At 65.5% G+C, this 14,490-nt stretch carries 11 protein-coding genes and 1 pseudogene; 5 read left to right on the top strand and 7 right to left on the bottom strand.

Annotation, left to right across the window (positions count from 1 at the left end; translation table 11 throughout):
- Nucleotides 1–74: 74 nt before the first annotated feature.
- Nucleotides 75–1,488, bottom strand: a pseudogene (locus tag XI02_RS00715) (flavin monoamine oxidase family protein).
- Between the two features lie 198 nt (nt 1,489–1,686).
- Here XI02_RS00715 and XI02_RS00720 point away from each other — a divergent pair.
- Nucleotides 1,687–2,568 carry a YiiX/YebB-like N1pC/P60 family cysteine hydrolase gene (locus XI02_RS00720; RefSeq protein ID WP_244980875.1) on the top strand — a complete coding sequence of 294 codons (882 nt, stop codon included), beginning with the start codon at nt 1,687–1,689 and terminating at the stop codon, nt 2,566–2,568.
- A gap of 3 nt (nt 2,569–2,571) precedes the next feature.
- Here the strand turns inward: XI02_RS00720 and XI02_RS00725 are convergent, their stop codons facing one another.
- Entirely contained in the window at nt 2,572–4,776 is a 2,205-nt protein-coding gene (locus XI02_RS00725) for a TonB-dependent receptor domain-containing protein (protein ID WP_370143871.1), read from the bottom strand.
- Between the two features lie 147 nt (nt 4,777–4,923).
- Between XI02_RS00725 and nikR the strand changes: the two genes are divergently transcribed.
- Entirely contained in the window at nt 4,924–5,367 is a 444-nt protein-coding gene (nikR, locus tag XI02_RS00730) for a nickel-responsive transcriptional regulator NikR (protein WP_069279056.1), read from the top strand.
- Nucleotides 5,368–5,475: 108 nt separating this feature from the next.
- Here the strand turns inward: nikR and XI02_RS00735 are convergent, their stop codons facing one another.
- On the bottom strand, nt 5,476–6,423 hold the full coding sequence (locus tag XI02_RS00735; protein ID WP_172646226.1) for a hydroxymethylglutaryl-CoA lyase: 948 nt from the start codon (nt 6,421–6,423) through the stop codon (nt 5,476–5,478).
- 7 nt (nt 6,424–6,430) lie between these two features.
- Nucleotides 6,431–7,600 carry a CaiB/BaiF CoA-transferase family protein gene (locus XI02_RS00740; protein WP_172646225.1) on the bottom strand — a complete coding sequence of 390 codons (1,170 nt, stop codon included), beginning with the start codon at nt 7,598–7,600 and terminating at the stop codon, nt 6,431–6,433.
- A 170-nt stretch (nt 7,601–7,770) separates the two neighbouring features.
- On the opposite strand from XI02_RS00740, the gene XI02_RS00745 reads away from it, so the two are divergent.
- The 3 genes from XI02_RS00745 (at nt 7,771) to XI02_RS00755 (ending at nt 11,144) form a co-directional block, all read left to right on the top strand.
- On the top strand, nt 7,771–8,694 hold the full coding sequence (locus tag XI02_RS00745) for a LysR family transcriptional regulator (RefSeq protein WP_194483348.1): 924 nt from the start codon (nt 7,771–7,773) through the stop codon (nt 8,692–8,694).
- Between the two features lie 180 nt (nt 8,695–8,874).
- The gene (locus tag XI02_RS00750; protein ID WP_172646223.1) at nt 8,875–10,287 is read left to right on the top strand and encodes an MFS transporter; all 1,413 of its coding nucleotides are present in this window, start codon (nt 8,875–8,877) and stop codon (nt 10,285–10,287) included.
- 104 nt (nt 10,288–10,391) lie between these two features.
- A complete protein-coding gene (locus tag XI02_RS00755) occupies nt 10,392–11,144 on the top strand; it encodes a sulfate transporter family protein (protein ID WP_057020368.1) in 753 nt (250 codons plus the stop codon).
- 97 nt (nt 11,145–11,241) lie between these two features.
- Here the strand turns inward: XI02_RS00755 and XI02_RS00760 are convergent, their stop codons facing one another.
- The 3 genes from XI02_RS00760 to XI02_RS00770 all read right to left on the bottom strand — a co-directional run bounded on the left by XI02_RS00760 (nt 11,242) and on the right by XI02_RS00770 (nt 14,368).
- Complete coding sequence (locus tag XI02_RS00760) at nt 11,242–12,744, bottom strand: DHA2 family efflux MFS transporter permease subunit (protein WP_172648985.1); 1,503 nt, start codon at nt 12,742–12,744, stop codon at nt 11,242–11,244.
- 62 nt (nt 12,745–12,806) lie between these two features.
- On the bottom strand, nt 12,807–13,319 hold the full coding sequence (locus XI02_RS00765; protein ID WP_172646222.1) for an isoprenylcysteine carboxyl methyltransferase family protein: 513 nt from the start codon (nt 13,317–13,319) through the stop codon (nt 12,807–12,809).
- Nucleotides 13,316–14,368 carry a type III polyketide synthase gene (locus tag XI02_RS00770; protein ID WP_172648984.1) on the bottom strand — a complete coding sequence of 351 codons (1,053 nt, stop codon included), beginning with the start codon at nt 14,366–14,368 and terminating at the stop codon, nt 13,316–13,318. The genes XI02_RS00765 and XI02_RS00770 overlap by 4 nt, the downstream gene beginning before the upstream one ends.
- Between the last annotated feature and the right edge of the window lie 122 nt (nt 14,369–14,490).

Consider the following 14,490-nt stretch of genomic DNA (forward strand, 5'->3'; position numbering starts at 1 on the left):
GGCAGCACTCGCCACCAAATCGCCGCACACGCCACGGTAGGCCGGCTACGCTCAACCGTCTCCTCTCACGATCATCAATTCATCGCACCGGAGCGAGGCGACGTGCGGCGCTTGTGTTTTGCGGCGGGCGCTGCGGGCGCCGGTGTCGCTTCCTTCACCCCGCCGATCCTGCGCAGCGCGGCGTCGGCGGCGCGCTCGCCGCTATCCCAGGCGCCGTCGATCGTGCCCCACAGCGTTTCATGGGTGGCCTCGCCCGCAAGATACATCGCGCCGATCGGCTCGGTCAGGATCCGGCGCGAGAATTGTGCGCCGGGTGCAGCGGCCGACATCGCGCCGAGGATGAAGGGCTGTGCATTCCAGCGCGTCGCGCTGGTCTTCTTCACGGCGGCGCCGACCTCGCTGCCATAGAGCTTGGTCAGCCATTCCACCGCGAAAGCCGCCATCGCCTGCTCGCCCTGCGCGGACAGTTCGCGACCGAACGAACCCGCAACGTCGATCGTGCACAGCGAGGAGCCCGCGATATTGCCGTAGAGCAGCGCCGTCTTGGTCGAATTGCTCTGCTCGATGATGACGTCGTCGCGCGACAGCCCGAGCGGATTGCCGGGAATCTGCAATGCGATGCGATCGTAGCTGCCGAGGCTGAGCTTGACGGCGGCATCGAGCGCGCGCTTTGGAAGCTCCGGCGCGAACTTGATGTTGCCGCTCGCGAGCACGTTGCTCGACACGGTGACGATGGCGGCGCGCGCGGTGATCTTGCCGGAGGGCGTCTCGACCATCACGTCGCGATTGCTCCACAGGATGCGCTGCGCCGGCGTCGACAGCGCCAGCGGCAGTCCCTCGCCGAGCTTTGCGATCAGCGCGCCGAGCCCCTGCCGGCAGGCGATCGCGGTGTTGCGATCCTGCGCGCGCACCTTGTCGACCGCGGAAAGATCCTTCAGATCCTTGCCGCAGAAATTGGGCCCGAGCAGGAATTCCGCGGTGCCGGCCCAATCGCCGAGGTCCTTCGGCATCGCAGCGGCGCAGGCGATATCGGCCTTGCGCGCAGCGTCGTCGATGGCGCGGTTGGCGCGCACCAGCGCCGCCAAAAACTCCTCGGTCTCGCCGGGACGGGCATAGCGCCGGCCGATGCGAATTTTTTGCCCCGCAGGCGCCGTGACGATGTCGAGGCCCGCGGAGCGGGGCCAGCCGGATCATCGGATTGGTCTCGGGATTGTGCATCCAGCGCGCGCCGCGGTCGAACGGCACGCCGAATGTCGACGCGTCGGTCTGGCAGCGACCGCCGACCTGGCCGGCCGCCTCCACCACGATCACCTTGCGGTTGGCGGCAACGATCCGTCGCGCCGCGGCGATGCCTGCGGCACCCGCGCCGATCACGACGACGTCTGCCTCGCGCGGCGGCGGCTGCGCAGCAAGAACCCGGCCGCCCAGCGCGGGCACCAGCGCGAAAGCTGCGGACGCCGACAGGAAATCGCGGCGGGTCACTGTCATGACATAGCTTCTGGCATGGTTTCCGGGGACTTGCGGAGAACGGGAACGCTTCGCGAACTGTGCCGCATCTCACCGACCGCAGCAACCATCATGGTAAATCAATCATGATTGATCCGCCGATGGCATGAACTAAATTGCAACGGCTTGCGACCATGATTAAGTCAGCACAAGCGGTCGTAGAACCGCTGGGGGGAATTCATGGGCGTAATGCTCGATACCGTCGGTAAATGGATCGCGGGGTACCTGCAGAAGGAAGTTCCCGGTTACGAGCCGTTCACGCCGAGCGACCCGGACCATCTGCGGAGCATCATGCAGCCCGGCGATGTGCTGCTGGTCGAAGGCAACAACCGGATTTCCGGCATCATCAAATACCTCACGCAGTCGACCTGGTCGCACGCCGCGCTGTTTGTCGGACCGATCGACGGCGCGTTCGAGCCTGACGGCGAACAGCATGTGCTGATCGAGGCCAATATCGGCGAGGGCGTGACCTCCGCGCCACTGTCGAAATATCTCGCCTACCACACCCGCCTCTGCCGTCCGGTCGGACTGTCGTTCGAGGACCGCACCACGGTGTGCCGCTACGCCATCAACCGCATCGGCTTCGGCTACGACACCAAGAACATCGTCGATCTCGCGCGCTATCTGTTTCCGCTGCCGATCCCGCAGCGCTGGCGCCGCCGCATGATCGCGTTCGGCTCCGGCGATCCGACCAAGATCATCTGCTCGGCGCTGATCGCGCAGGCGTTCGACGCCGTGCGCTATCCGATCCTGCCCAAGATCACGCGCGCCGCCAGCCGCAAGGCGCGCCGCGAGATCCTGCATATCCGCGATTCCTCGCTCTACATGCCGCGCGACTTCGACATCTCGCCCTATTTCGAAGTCGTCAAACCCACCATCGTGCACGGTTTCGACTACACGGCCCTGCACTGGGCCGACAAGCAGAAGCCGCTCCAGGAGGTAGCCGGCGAATTTGGTGTGTTTCCAGAACATAAGTCGCCGCCGCTTGTTCCTGAAGCGACTGACGAAGAGACGGCGCTTTCGGCTGCGGAAATGACCGCGGAAGGTCGCGCGCAGGTGTGACGATCAGAACGTCGCCGCAAGCGTCAGCCGAACGGCAAGCGGCTCGGCGGGATGCACATGGCGGTCGGCGACGCCACCGATCGGTTCGCCCGGCAGCCGCGACAAATAGTAGTATTCGATCTGGTTGGTTTGCGCATTGAAGAGATTGAGAACGTCGAGCTGTAGCCGCATCCCGTTGTCGAATTTGTAGCCGGCGCGGGCGTTGACGATGAAGGACGACAGCGAGCGCACGCTGTCGTCCTCGATCAGCGGGCGCGGGCCGAAATAGCGGGCGCGCAGGCTGCCGAACCAGCCGGTGTCGCGGCCGAAGGTGACGCCGCCGCTGGCGACCCAGGCCGGCGCACCCGGAATGAAATTGCCGGCCGGATCGACATCCGTGAAGCGGGCGCGGGTATAGGCGAGATCGAAATCAAAACTCATCCACGGCAGGAGCTTGTACTGGTTGGTCCACTCGACACCGACGCGCCGGCTCGGCCGGCTCGGCTCGGTGGTGCCGGCATCGCCGACGAACAGCAGCTCGGAATCGAAATCGAGCACGAACCCGGCAAGCGACGAGGTAAGGCCGTCGACCGCCCTGGTGCGGATGCCGAGCTCGACGCCCTTCGAGCGCACCAGCAGCGGCACGCGATCGAGCGGCGTCACCTTGTCGTTGGGATCGACGGTGATGGTCGCGCCCCTGATGTCGTTGGAATGCAGGCCGAAGCCGGCATTGCCGTAGAACTCGGTCCTGGCCCAGGGGCCGAGCACGATGCCGGCCTTCGGGCTCGTCATCGCCGCCTGCGCGTCGCCGGAATTTTGCGGCGTGTCGCTCAGCACGTGGCCGGCGAAATAATCCTCGCGGATGCCGACCGTGGTGCGCAGCCAGTCGGTCCAGCGCGCGGTGGTATCGGCCCACAGCGCGACGCTGCCCTCCTGCACCTGGTCGTTGCGCACGGTGGACAGGATCTCGCGCTGCACAGTCTTGAACAGGCCGACATTGATATCATCGTAGCGGGTCTGGATGCCGACCCGGGTCTGGGTCTCGACGCCGGCGAAGCGAAGGTCGAGGGCATGGCTGGCGTCGAGGCCATAGACGGTGCGCTTGTCGGTCTGGCTGAACTGGTCGCCATTGACGGGGGCGTCGAGGAAATAGGTAAAGTCGTTATAGAGCTGCAGCGACGAGCGGATCACATAGGCGTTGAGCTTGCTCTGCCCGTAGTCGCTGGACTGCGCCCAATTGCCGGACAGGCTGAAGCGGCTCGAGGTGCCGCCGTCGGTCGGATTGAGCGAACCGTAACGGTCGATCAGGCCCCGGTCGATCGCGCGCTGCGGGACCTGGTCGGTCGAGTTCCAGCCATTGGAATAGGCCATCGCGGTCAGCGAGAAGCCGTCGGTCGCGGTGCCCTGGCTGTAGCGCAGCACGCCGTTGAGCTTGCGGATGTCGTCCGGCACGTCCCAGGGACCGTTGTATTTGTTGGCCTCGAAGGCCGCGAGCAGCGTTCCATCGCCGGCCTTGGCCGAGCCAGCTGCCATCGCACGCTGATAGCCGAAGCTGCCGACGGTCAGCTCGGCGATGTTCTTCGGCAGTCCATTCAGATAGTTGATGTCGACCGCGCCGGCGGAAGCAAAGTCGCCCTTGTCCGCGTAGTAGGGACCCTTGCGGACGTCCATCGACCGGATCAGCTCCGGGACCAGGAAATTGATGTCGGCATAGCCCTGGCCGTGACCATGGGTCGGCATGCTAACCGGCATGCCGTCGACGGTGATGGCGAGGTCAGTGCCGTGATCGAGATTGAAGCCGCGCAGAAAATATTGATTGGCTTTGCCCTCGCCGGAATGCTGGGTGACGATCAGGCCCGGCACCGCCTCCAGAACTTCGCCGACGCGCGAGACCGGCCGCGCATTCACCTCGTCGCCGCTGATCTGCAGCGCACTGGCGGCGGTCGGTTGGAGATCCGATGCAGAAACGGTTGCAGAGCCGCTGGTGATGCCGCTGGTCGCGGCGGTGGATTGGCTCGGCTGCGGCGCTGCCGGCCTGCGACCGCTGGCGGCGACATGGTGTGGACGCCGCGACGGCTTGGCGCGCTTATGCGGCGCTTGATCGGGCGACGTCACCGTCACCGGCGGCAGCTGCCCGGGCGCGACGGGAGGCGTCTGCGCTTCGGCGACCGGCGCCAATGCTGCAATGGATGCGGCGGCGGGAAATATCCGCCATGCAGTACGACGCAACGCGCATGCCCCCGCATGATACCTGTTACAGTCACGCGACGACCGCACCAGTCCAACCAACCCCGGCAAAGCGACGCTAGCAAGCACAGTATGACGTTACAAGAAAAATGTCATACCGCCAGGCAATCGAGCCACCACGGATAATCCATGCAACGCATCACCATCACCATCGAGGATGACCTGCTCGCGGAGATCGACACTGCCGCCGAGGCGCGCGGCTATCAGAACCGCTCCGAGATCATCCGCGATCTCGCACGCGCCGGCCTGCAGCAGAGCGCGGAGAACGCGCCGTCAGGACAATGCGTCGCCGCGCTGGTCTATGTCTACGACCACGCCGCGCGCGATCTGTCGAAGCGGCTGGTGCAGAATTTCCACGGCCATCACGACCTGTCGCTGGCGACGCTGCACGTCCATCTCGACGACGACAGCTGCATGGAGGTGACGGCGCTGAAGGGTGCCAGCAGCGAGGTCCGCCGTCTCGCCGATCACGTCATCGCCGAACGCGGCGTGCGTTACGGCCGCGTCGTGATGATCCCGACCGCCCCGGACAAGAAGCCGCGCAAGCGCGGGCATGGGCACAGGCATGATTGAGAGCGTTTTCGTAGCCCGGATGGAGCGCAGCGCAATCCGAGGCCTCGCACCCGCGGACAGGGCTTCCCGAATTTCGCTTCGCTCCATCCGGGCTACGCAGCGAATACGCTACGCCGCCCTCGCCTTGGTGCCGCGCGGCAGGCCGGCGCGGGCGAGGCCGCCATAGAGCGCCTCATTCGGCATCTCGGATTTCAGGATCGCACGCACCGCGACCAGACGATCGAGATCGATGCCGGTCGGAAATCCCTTGCTCTCGCAGAGGAAGACGAGGTCCTCGAACACGACATTGCCGGTGGCGCCCGGCGCGAACGGGCAGCCGCCGAGGCCGCCGAGCGAGCCGTCGAGCACGCGGGCGCCCTCGTCGAGCGCGGCGGAGGCATTGGCGATGCCCATGCCGCGGGTGTCGTGCAGATGCACGCAGACCGGCTTGGAGCCTGCGATCTTCACCGCGCCGCGCGTCAGCTCGCCGACCTGCTTCGGCCCGGCATAGCCGACGGTGTCGGCAATCGCGACCATGTCGACGCCGACCTCGTAGAGCTTCTCGGTGAGGCGCAGCACCTCCTTCGGATCGACGGGACCGACGATCGAGCAGCCCAGCCCCATCGAGATCGCGGCATTGACCAGCGGCTTGTGCGCGCTGGCATCGCGCAGCTCGCAGAGACGCTTGATGTTCTCGATCGCCGATTCGCGCGAGCGGTTGGCGTTGGCCTGGCTGTGCTCCTCGGTCGCCGACACCACCGAGGCGATCTCGGCGACGCCGGAGGCCAGCGCCTCGTTGACGCCGCGCTCATTCAGCGCCAGCGCGACACCATGCGCGCCGGGCAGCGCGGCAATGGTCGCGACAACGTCACGGACATCGGCGAATTGCGGAAACGTCTTGGCCGGCAGGAACGAGCCGACCTCGAAATGCCGGACGCCCGCGGCATATTCATCGCGCACCCAGCGCTCTTTCGCCGCGGTCGACGGGAACGTCTTCACCAGTTGCAGGCCGTCGCGCAGGCCGACCTCGCGCAGAGTTACCTTGTCGCTCGGGTAGATATCGTGGACGCGGGTCATGTCAGCCTCACGCAGCGTTTCCGGTTGATGAAATTGTCTGTTGTGCGAGCTCGGCGCGCACCGCCTCGGTATCGGCGCCCAGCACCGGCACTTTCAGGCCTTCGCCGATATTGCTGCCGTTCCATTCGAGTGGCAACGCGGGGACGCGGAACGGCTTGCCGTCGGCGTTCACGTTGTTGACCAGCCCGCCGGGACGCAGCACATGCGGATCCCTGAGCAGGTCCTCCGGCCGGTTGATCGGCGAGAAGCAGATGTTGAGCGCGTCGAGCCGCGCCGAGAGGTCGGCGACGTTCCATCCTTTGATCACCTCGGCGACGCGCGGAATGATCCGGTCGCGCGCCATGATGCGGTCCGTGGTCGAGCGCAACGTCGGATCGTCGGCGAACTCCGTGAGGCCGAACTCGCGGCAGAAGCTCTGCCAATGACCTTCGGTGACGACGCCGATGAAGATGCGATCGCCGCCGGCGGCATCGAAGATGTCGTAGATCGGCCAGGCATGCTCGCGTTCCGGCATCGAGCGCGGCTTGCGCCCGGTCATCTCGTACTCGACCATGTGCTGGGCGACCAGGAACAGGCAGTTCTCGAACAGGCCGATGCGGATGTCGGCGCCGTTCTGGTGACCGCCGCGCCTCTGATAGAGCGCGGCGAGGATCGAGATCACGCCGAACATGCCGCCCATGATGTCGTTGGCGGAGGAACCGACGCGCTGCGGCTTGTCGCGCGTGCCGGTCATCGCCGCGAGCCCCGACATCATCTGCACGACCTCGTCGAGCGCCGGCCGATGATCGTAGGGACCGGACAGAAAGCCCTTGTGGCCGGCTATGATCAGCTGCGGATATTTTTGGCGCAGCTCCTCGGCGCCAAGCCCCTGCTTGTCGAGTTGGCCGTCGCGGAAATTCTCCAGGAACACGTCGGCGCTGGCGAGCAGCCGGTGCATGGTGTCGCGATCCTCGGGCTTGGCGAAGTCGAGCACGACGCTGCGCTTGCCGCGGTTGAACAGCGGGAAGAACGACACCCCCATGCCGCCGAGCGAACGGGTCTTGTCGCCAGCGGGCGGTTCGACCTTGATCACCTCGGCGCCGAGTTGCGCCAGGATCATGCCGCAGGTCGGCCCCATCACCATGTGGGTCATCTCGACGACCCTCACGCCTTCCAGCGGCAGTCCGCTCCCGGTCATCGGTTTCTCCGTGCTCGTTGCGCTCTTGTTCTGACGCGTTTCTTCATGCGAACCGGTATCCGCTTCGCTCGAAAACGCTTTGTGATCGGCGCAGGTTAGGCTTCCGCACGCTATCTGAAAAATATAATCTGTCGAATAGTGTATTCGTGGTTCTAGAACGCTGAACCCTCATGGATTCGCGCCAGCTTCGCTATTTCATCGCGGTTTACGAGCAGCGCAACCTGTCCCGGGCCGCGGACCAGGCCAACGTCGCGCAATCCGCGCTCAGCCACCACATCGCCAATCTCGAGGCGGAATTCGCCACGCCACTGTTCGAGCGCAAGCCGCGCGGCATGGAACCGACCGCGGCGGGCGAGCGGCTCTATGAACATGCCCGCATCATCCTGCGCGCGATGGCGGCGGCCGAGCGCGAGATCAAGGAAGGCGCCAGCGTGATCGCCGGCGACATCTCGATCGGCATGGCCAATTCCGGGATGAAGGCGATCGGCGTGCCGCTGATGCGGACCGTGCTGACGAAATATCCGAACCTGAAGCTGTCGCTGACCGAGAGTCTCTCCGGCGCGACGCTGCTGCATCTGCTGAGTTCCGAGGTCGACCTCGCGCTGGTCTACAATCCGCCGTCGGGAAAGGACCTGATCGCCGAGCCGGTGCTGGAGGAACAGATGTTCTGCGTCGGCACCGAGAAGCTGATCGGCAAGAAAACGCCAATCACCTTCGAGGAGGTGACGCGGCTGCCCCTGATCCTGTTGCGGTACGGACTATCGGCGCGCGCACTGCTGGATGATCCCGTGCTGCTGAAGCGGCTCGAGGCCAATGCGATCATGCACCTCAACTCGACCAGCGGCATGATCGGCGCGCTGACCGCGGGCTTGGGCTGCACGATTGCGACCACCCATTTCGTCAGCGAGCCGCTGAAGGCACGACTGCTGGTCGCGCGCGAAGTCATCGAACCAAAGCTGACCCGCACCCTCTATCTTTGCCGCTTGCGCAACCGCCCGATGACCTACGTCATGGAGGAGATGTGCCGCCTGATCCGCGCCCTGATCGCAGATCAGGTGGGCCGCGGCGCCTGGGAGGCGACGCTCCTGATCTGAAGCGCTGTCGAGCGAAGTGAGCGCCGGTTCGCGCTAAGAAGTCAGAAACAGCGCCATCGAAAATATCGAACGATTCCTTCGATATGTTCGTCTGGATTTCTGGCTCCCGGCTGCCAAACATGCGCGACCAGCACGCCCTCGCAAGAGGGGCGGCCGTTGCACCATTCGGGGAGGACCATCATGAGTGCCGTCGAACTCGGCTCGGTCGCCGATCTCGCCAACACGACCAGCGGACCCGACCAGATTTCGCGACGGCTCGAGGCGCTGCCCACCTCCGGCCTTGTCTGGCGGCTGGTGATCCTGCTCTCGCTCGGCGGCTGCTTCGAAATCTACGATCTGTTCTTCACCGGCTATATCGCGCCGGGCCTCGCCCGCAGCGGGTTGATGACCACGACGACGCAGGCGTTCTTCGGCTTCTCCGGCATCGGCGCCTTCGTCGCGGCGACCTTTGCGGGCCTGTTCATCGGCACTTTCTGCCTCGGCTTCCTAGCCGATCGTTTCGGGCGCAAGGCGGTCTTCACCTGGTCGCTGCTGTTCTACACCGCGGCATCGGTGATCATGGCGTGCCAGACCACACCGGGCGGCCTGCTGCTGTGGCGCTTCATCGCCGGGATCGGGATCGGCATCGAGGTCATCACCATCGACGCGTACATCACCGAGCTGGTGCCGAGCTGGATGCGCGGCCGGGCCTTCGCAATCAACCAGGCGGTGATGCTATCGGCGGTGCCTGTTGTCGCCGCGCTGTCGTGGTGGCTGGTGCCGCTCTCGCCTTATGGCATCGACGGCTGGCGCTGGGTGGTGCTGATCGGCGCCGCCGCCAGCATGATCATCTGGGTATTGCGGCTCTACGTTCCGGAAAGCCCGCTCTGGCTGGCCCGCCATGGCCGCGCTGCCGAGGCCGAGAGGATCATGCGGACGCTCGAGGCCGCATCGCCGACGGCTGCGCCGCGCCCCGCCGCTACGGCGGCGATGGTGCCGGCACGTGCGCCGACCGAGACCGGCTATGCCGACCTGTTCAGGCCACCCTACGCCTCGCTCGTCGTGCTGTTTATGATCTTCAATCTCTGCCAGGCATTCGGCGTCTACGGCTTCTCCAACTGGGTGCCGGCGCTCTTGGTGCAGAAGGGCATCAACGTCACCAAGAGCCTGCAATATTCCTTCATCATCGCCTTCGCCTATCCGCTCGCGCCGCTCCTGGCCGCAACCTTCGCCGACCGCTTCGAGCGCAAATGGATCATCTGCGGCGCGGCTGCCGCGATCTCGGTGTTCGGCCTCGCCTTCTCGCAGCTCACCGAGCCGGTGCTGCTGATCGCCAGCGGCGTGCTGGTGACGGGGGCCAACATGACGCTGTCCTACGCCTATCACGCCTACCAGACCGAGGTGTTCCCGACCGCGATCCGGGCGCGCGCCGCGGGTCTCGTCTATTCGATGAGCCGGCTCAGCGCGACTTTCTCCGGCTTCATCGTGGCGTTCATGCTGAAGGAGGCCGGCGTCGACGGGGTATTCGGCCTGATCACCGCGGCGATGGTCATCGTGATCATTGCTATCGGTGTCTGGGGGCCGAACGTCCGCGGCAGGCCGCTCGACGCCTAGAGCATTTCACTCGAAAACGCTCGCACCGCGGCACAAACGGCACTTGCCGAAGCCATATTGGGTGTCTACCTCTCGCGGGTCATTTGTGCAGAGGTAACCCGGTCATGTTAGCCGCCGCCGTCAAGGCGCTTTCGCAAATCCTGTCGCCGCCGATGCGCTCGATCCTGTGGCGCTCGATCGGGCTTGCGCTGGTGCTGATCACCGTGCTGGCGATCGGCTTGCAGCGGCTGCTGAGCTGGTTTGCCGACTACGGCGAGGTCTGGGCCGAAGGCATGCTCGGCCCCAACTTCCATTCCACGCTGCACGTGCTGTCCTGGATCGTCTCGATCTCGGCGGGGCTTGGCGTCGTGCTCGGCGGCATCTTCCTGATGCCCGCGATCACCTCGCTGGTGGCGAGCCTGTTTGTCGACGACGTCGCCGACCATGTCGAGCGCGAGCATTATCCGGCCGACCATCCCGGCGTGGCGCTGCCGGTCACGCTCGCGACGATCGAGGGCGTCAAGACCGCGCTGCTGACGATCCTGGTCTATCTGGTCGCGCTGCCGTTCGTGCTGTTCGCGGGCGCGGGCTTCATCATCTTCTTCCTCGCGACCGCCTGGCTGCTCGGCCGCGAATATTTCGAGCTTGCGGCGATGCGGTTCCGCTCGCCTGATGACGCCAAGGCGATGCGCAAGGAGAACGCAGCGACAGTCTTTACCGCGGGCCTGTTCATCGCCGCCTTCGTCTCGATCCCGATCGTCAATCTGGCGACGCCGCTGTTCGGCATGGCCTTCATGGTGCACATGTACAAGCGGCTGTCGGGCCCGCGGCGCGAGCTGATCGAGCCGGCGCGGCGAACCAACGTGTCCTCGGTCTAGAGCTTTCCCGTTCCGATGGAATCGGAACGGGGCTCTAGATTCTTGTTTTGACGCGTTTTCTTCACGCGAACCGGTATCCACTTCGCTCGAAAACGCTCTAGGTGGTATCCGGAGGCACCGGCAGCGATGCCGGTACCCGATCGCTTGCGAAGGGCACGAGCAGCAGTCCGACGATCGCCACGCAGGCGAGCATCGCCCATGCCTCGTTGACCGTGAGTGCGAGCGACGCTCGTTCGACCAACGGCCGGATGAACGCCACCGTCGCGTCGTCCGGCAGACCCGGCGGGCGATCGATCAGCAACTTCGGATCGAGCCCGATCGCCTGCGCCGCGGTGACATCCCCCGCCAGCAGGCGCACGCGGAAATCCTCGCCATAGATCGGGCTTCGCCCATAGAGGATGGTATCGATCAGGGCGATCCCGATCGCGCCGCCCAGATTGCGCATCAGGTTGAACAGTCCGCTGGCGTCGGCAATTTCCGCCTCCGGCAGGGCGCCCAGTGCAATGCGCGTCGGCGGCAGCAGGCAGAACATGATCGCGACGCCGCGCACGACCTGCGGCCAGAACATCTCGGCAAAATCCGCCGTACGCGGCTGAATGGCGCTCCAGCCGAGGCCGAGCGCGAACAAGGCGAAGCCCGCGCCGGTCAGCCGCCGCGCGCCGATGCGGCTTTCGAGGATCGCCGCAAGCGGCGCCGCGACGAGCTGCGCAACTCCCGTGACCAGCATGACGGTGCCGATCTCGAAAGCGTCATGGCGGCGGACGAAACCGAGGAATACCGGCATCAGATAGGTCGATCCATACAGGCCAATGCCGAGGCAAAAGCTCAGTCCGCAACCGATCGCGAACGGACGCCGCTTGAAAAGCGTCAATTGCGCGATCGGGTAGGCCGCGCGGAGCGTGCGCCGAATCAGCAGCACCATCCCGGCAATGCTTCCGATCAGCAGGCCGAGGCAAGGCATCGACGCCCAACCGCGTTGCGGCGCTTCCTTCAGACCGATCATGAAGCTTGCGAGCGTCGCTGCGAGCAGGACCAGCGACCATTTATCCAGTCTGGAGAGCGCGCGAAGCTGCACACCTTCCTTCGGAAGCAGCAACGGCGTGACCGAGGCTGCCACCGTTCCCGGAACCAGATTGATCAGGAATAGCCACGGCCAGGACCAGGTTTGCGTGATCCAGCCGCCGACGACGGGTCCGACGGTCGGCGCGAGCACCGCGACGACGCCGCCGATCGTGGTGGCCGCCGGATGAAGCCGCGCCGGGAACAGCGTGAACACGGCGGAGAACACTGCGGGGATCAGCACGCCGCCGGAAAATCCCTGCAGCACCCGAAACGCCAGCAGCGCGGCAAAGCCGCCGCTGAGGGCGCAGCCGACCGACGCGACGGTGAACAGGCTCACCGCAAGCGCGAACAGCCATCGCAACGACAGCGCATGCGTGAACAGGCCGGTCAGTGGGATCGCGATCACTTCCGCGATCAGATAGGCGGTCTGGATCCAGCTCATCGCCGACGGCGAGATCGCAAGCGCGCGCTGGATCGTCGGCAACGAGGTTGCGACGACCTGGATGTCGAGAATCGCCATGAACATGCCGAAGCACATCAAGAGGAAGCCGGTCCAGGTCGCAGCCGATGGGCCGTCAGTTCGGTGATCCGCCCCCTTGCTCATGGCGTGCTTGTGCGTGGCCATTCGGAAACGGAGAGCGCGCGGTTCTCGACCCGAATCCGGAGCGCAAGCACCGCGAGATTGACGAGGGTAAAGATCAGCGCCAATCGCGGCAGGTGCAGCGCGAGGGGTAGCAGCGCGATTTCACCGACCACGACGGCGTAGTTTGGATGCGGGAAATATCGGTACGGCCCGGATGCGATCAGCGGCGCGCCCGGCAGCACGACGATTCGCGTGGTCCATCGCGGCCCGAGCGCGGCGAGGATCCACACCCGCAAGCCTTGCAGCACTAGGAAACCCGCCAGCGCGGCCAGATTGACGTCCTGGTTGCGGCCCCAGATCCACAGCGCGGTCAGCCAGCCGGCGTGAACCAGGACAATGAGCGGGTAGTGATTGGCGCCGATCTCGACCGCGCCTTGCGCGAGAAGCCGCTCGGTGTTGCGACGTGACAGCACGAGCTCGCCGAGACGCTGCAGCGTGACCAGCGCGAGGATGACCGACGCGAAGCTCACGCCGCGTGCCTGAGCGCAACGCAGCTGAGCGTGAAGCCCGGCCCGAGCGCCGTGAGCAGTGAGCGCGGCGGCAATCCCTTGGCGCAGGCTCGCTCCAGAACAAAGAGAACCGTCGGGCCCGACATGTTGCCGCAAGCCGCGATGACGTCGCGTTCGTGATCGAGCGTGCCCTGATCGAGAGAGAGTGCCCGCTCCAGCGCGGCGATGACCTTGGCGCCGCCGGGATGGCAGAGGAAGCGGTCGACGTCATTGGCCGTCAGCTGCATCCGCGCGAGGATTTCGGCGATGGCCGGACCAACATGGTTGCGGACGAAATCCGGAATGGTTCGCTGAAAGACCACGCCGAATCCCTCCGGATCGACCGTCCAGCCCATGATGTCGAGCGTATCCGGCCACAGCTTTTCGCCCGTCGCCTCGATCCGCGTCGCACCACCGTCCCCGGCTCGCAGCACGATCGCGGCCGCGCCATCGCCGAACAGGCTGGCCGCAACGATATTTGCCTTGGTGAGCTCGTCGTGCCGGACCGCGAGCGTGCAGAGCTCGAGCGCAACCAGCAGCACGTTCGCTCCCGGCCGCGCTTCGGCCAGCCGCGCCGCGATCGACAGGCCGGACACACCGCCCGCGCAGCCGAGGCCGAACACCGGCACGCGCGACACATCCGTCCGCAGACCGAGCTTGCCGGCGACGCGCGCCTCCAGCGACGGCGTGGCTATGCCGGTCGAGCACACCGTGACCACGATATCGATGTCCCTGCCGGTCAGGTCGGCGCGCGCAATTGCCTTGCGGGCCACGTCGGCGTACAGCGTCTCCGCGCCCTCGAGAAACGCCCGCGTTCGCTCCGGCCAGCCGCGCCGTTCGAGATACCATTCGATCGGCTTGACGCCGTAGCGATGCTGGATGCCGGTGTTGGCGAAGAGGCTGGAGAGCGTCTCGAATTCGGCATAGCGGTCGGCGAGGAGATTGCGCGCGGCCTGCAGGACCTGTCCCTGATGGAATAGATGCGGTGGAACCGCCGTCGCCAGGGAAACAAGCGCGGCCGTCTGCTTCATTTCGATCATCGTGGCTCCATTTCCCCCGCTCTTGGAACCGCGCGATGAGCAAAATATTTCAACACGCCTGCGACATAGCGCGAGCGCCGCATTCACTATAAATTGACCCGGCATAAATTGAC

Source organism: Bradyrhizobium sp. CCBAU 21365 (assembly GCF_015291305.1).
GTDB classification, from domain to species: domain Bacteria; phylum Pseudomonadota; class Alphaproteobacteria; order Rhizobiales; family Xanthobacteraceae; genus Bradyrhizobium; species Bradyrhizobium elkanii.

Bases quoted from the DNA above. Each gene is read 5' to 3' on its own strand.
- nikR (WP_069279056.1), top strand. From the start codon at position 4,924: ATGCAACGCATCACCATCACCATCGAGGATGACCTGCTCGCGGAGATC.
- XI02_RS00740 (WP_172646225.1), bottom strand. From the start codon at position 7,600: ATGACCGGGAGCGGACTGCCGCTGGAAGGCGTGAGGGTCGTCGAGATG.
- XI02_RS00750 (WP_172646223.1), top strand. From the start codon at position 8,875: ATGAGTGCCGTCGAACTCGGCTCGGTCGCCGATCTCGCCAACACGACC.
- XI02_RS00760 (WP_172648985.1), bottom strand. From the start codon at position 12,744: ATGTGCTTCGGCATGTTCATGGCGATTCTCGACATCCAGGTCGTCGCA.
- XI02_RS00720 (WP_244980875.1), top strand. From the start codon at position 1,687: ATGGGCGTAATGCTCGATACCGTCGGTAAATGGATCGCGGGGTACCTG.
- XI02_RS00735 (WP_172646226.1), bottom strand. From the start codon at position 6,423: ATGACCCGCGTCCACGATATCTACCCGAGCGACAAGGTAACTCTGCGC.
- XI02_RS00745 (WP_194483348.1), top strand. From the start codon at position 7,771: ATGGATTCGCGCCAGCTTCGCTATTTCATCGCGGTTTACGAGCAGCGC.
- XI02_RS00770 (WP_172648984.1), bottom strand. From the start codon at position 14,368: ATGAAGCAGACGGCCGCGCTTGTTTCCCTGGCGACGGCGGTTCCACCG.
- XI02_RS00755 (WP_057020368.1), top strand. From the start codon at position 10,392: ATGTTAGCCGCCGCCGTCAAGGCGCTTTCGCAAATCCTGTCGCCGCCG.